This is a genomic window from Synechococcus sp. R6-5, from assembly GCF_047461775.1.
Classification (GTDB): domain Bacteria; phylum Cyanobacteriota; class Cyanobacteriia; order Thermostichales; family Thermostichaceae; genus Thermostichus.
Genome location: NZ_JANSHV010000314.1, coordinates 1 through 1,060, shown reverse-complemented (window position 1 = coordinate 1,060; position 1,060 = coordinate 1). Strand labels below are relative to the sequence as shown.

Annotated in this window: 1 protein-coding gene; it reads left to right on the top strand. The window is 60.2% G+C overall.

Translation table 11 applies throughout. The annotated features are described in order from the left end of the window. The coding region (psbD, locus tag NW818_RS13280; protein WP_011432491.1) for a photosystem II D2 protein (photosystem q(a) protein) at positions 1-1,059 on the top strand (1,059 nt) is incomplete at its 5' end. Position 1,060 lies beyond the last annotated feature (1 nt).

The following is a 1,060-nucleotide window of genomic DNA, read 5'->3' as shown; positions in this document are numbered from 1 at the left end:
ATGACCATAGCGGTAGGGCGCGTGCGTCAGGAGCGAGGATGGTTCGACATCGTCGATGACTGGCTCAAGCGCGACAGATTCGTGTTTATCGGCTGGTCCGGGCTGCTGCTGTTCCCCTGCGCTTACCTAGCCCTGGGCGGCTGGCTCACCGGCACCACCTTTGTGACCTCCTGGTACACCCACGGGTTGGCCAGCTCCTACCTGGAAGGGTGCAACTTTTTGACCGTAGCCGTCTCCACCCCCGCCGACAGCATGGGGCACAGCCTGCTGCTGCTGTGGGGCCCCGAAGCCCAGGGGGACTTCACCCGCTGGTGCCAGATTGGGGGGCTGTGGACCTTTGTGGCCCTGCACGGAGCGCTGGGGCTGATTGGCTTTATGCTGCGGCAATTTGAGATTGCCCGGCTGGTGGGGGTGCGGCCCTACAACGCCATTGCGTTTAGCGCGCCGATAGCGGTGTTTGTGAGCGTGTTTTTGATTTACCCGCTGGGGCAGAGCAGCTGGTTTTTTGCCCCCAGCTTTGGGGTGGCGGGGATTTTCCGCTTTTTGCTGTTTTTCCAGGGGTTCCACAACTGGACGCTGAACCCGTTCCACATGATGGGGGTGGCTGGCGTTTTGGGTGGAGCGCTGTTGTGTGCCATCCATGGGGCGACGGTGGAGAACACCCTGTTTCAGGATGGGGAGGCGGCCAGCACCTTTCGGGCTTTTGAGCCGACGCAGTCGGAGGAGACCTACTCGATGGTGACGGCCAACCGGTACTGGAGCCAGATTTTTGGGATAGCGTTTTCCAACAAGCGGTGGCTGCACTTTTTCATGTTGTTTGTGCCGGTGACGGGTTTGTGGATGTCGAGCATTGGGGTAGTGGGGTTGGCGCTGAACCTGCGGGCGTATGACTTTATCAGTCAGGAGGTGCGGGCAGCGGAAGACCCGGAGTTTGAGACGTTTTACACGAAGAACATTTTGCTGAACGAGGGGATTCGGGCGTGGATGGCGCCGCAGGACCAGCCCCATGAGCGCTTTGAGTTCCCTGAAGAAGTCCTCCCCCGCGGCAATGCGCTCTAAA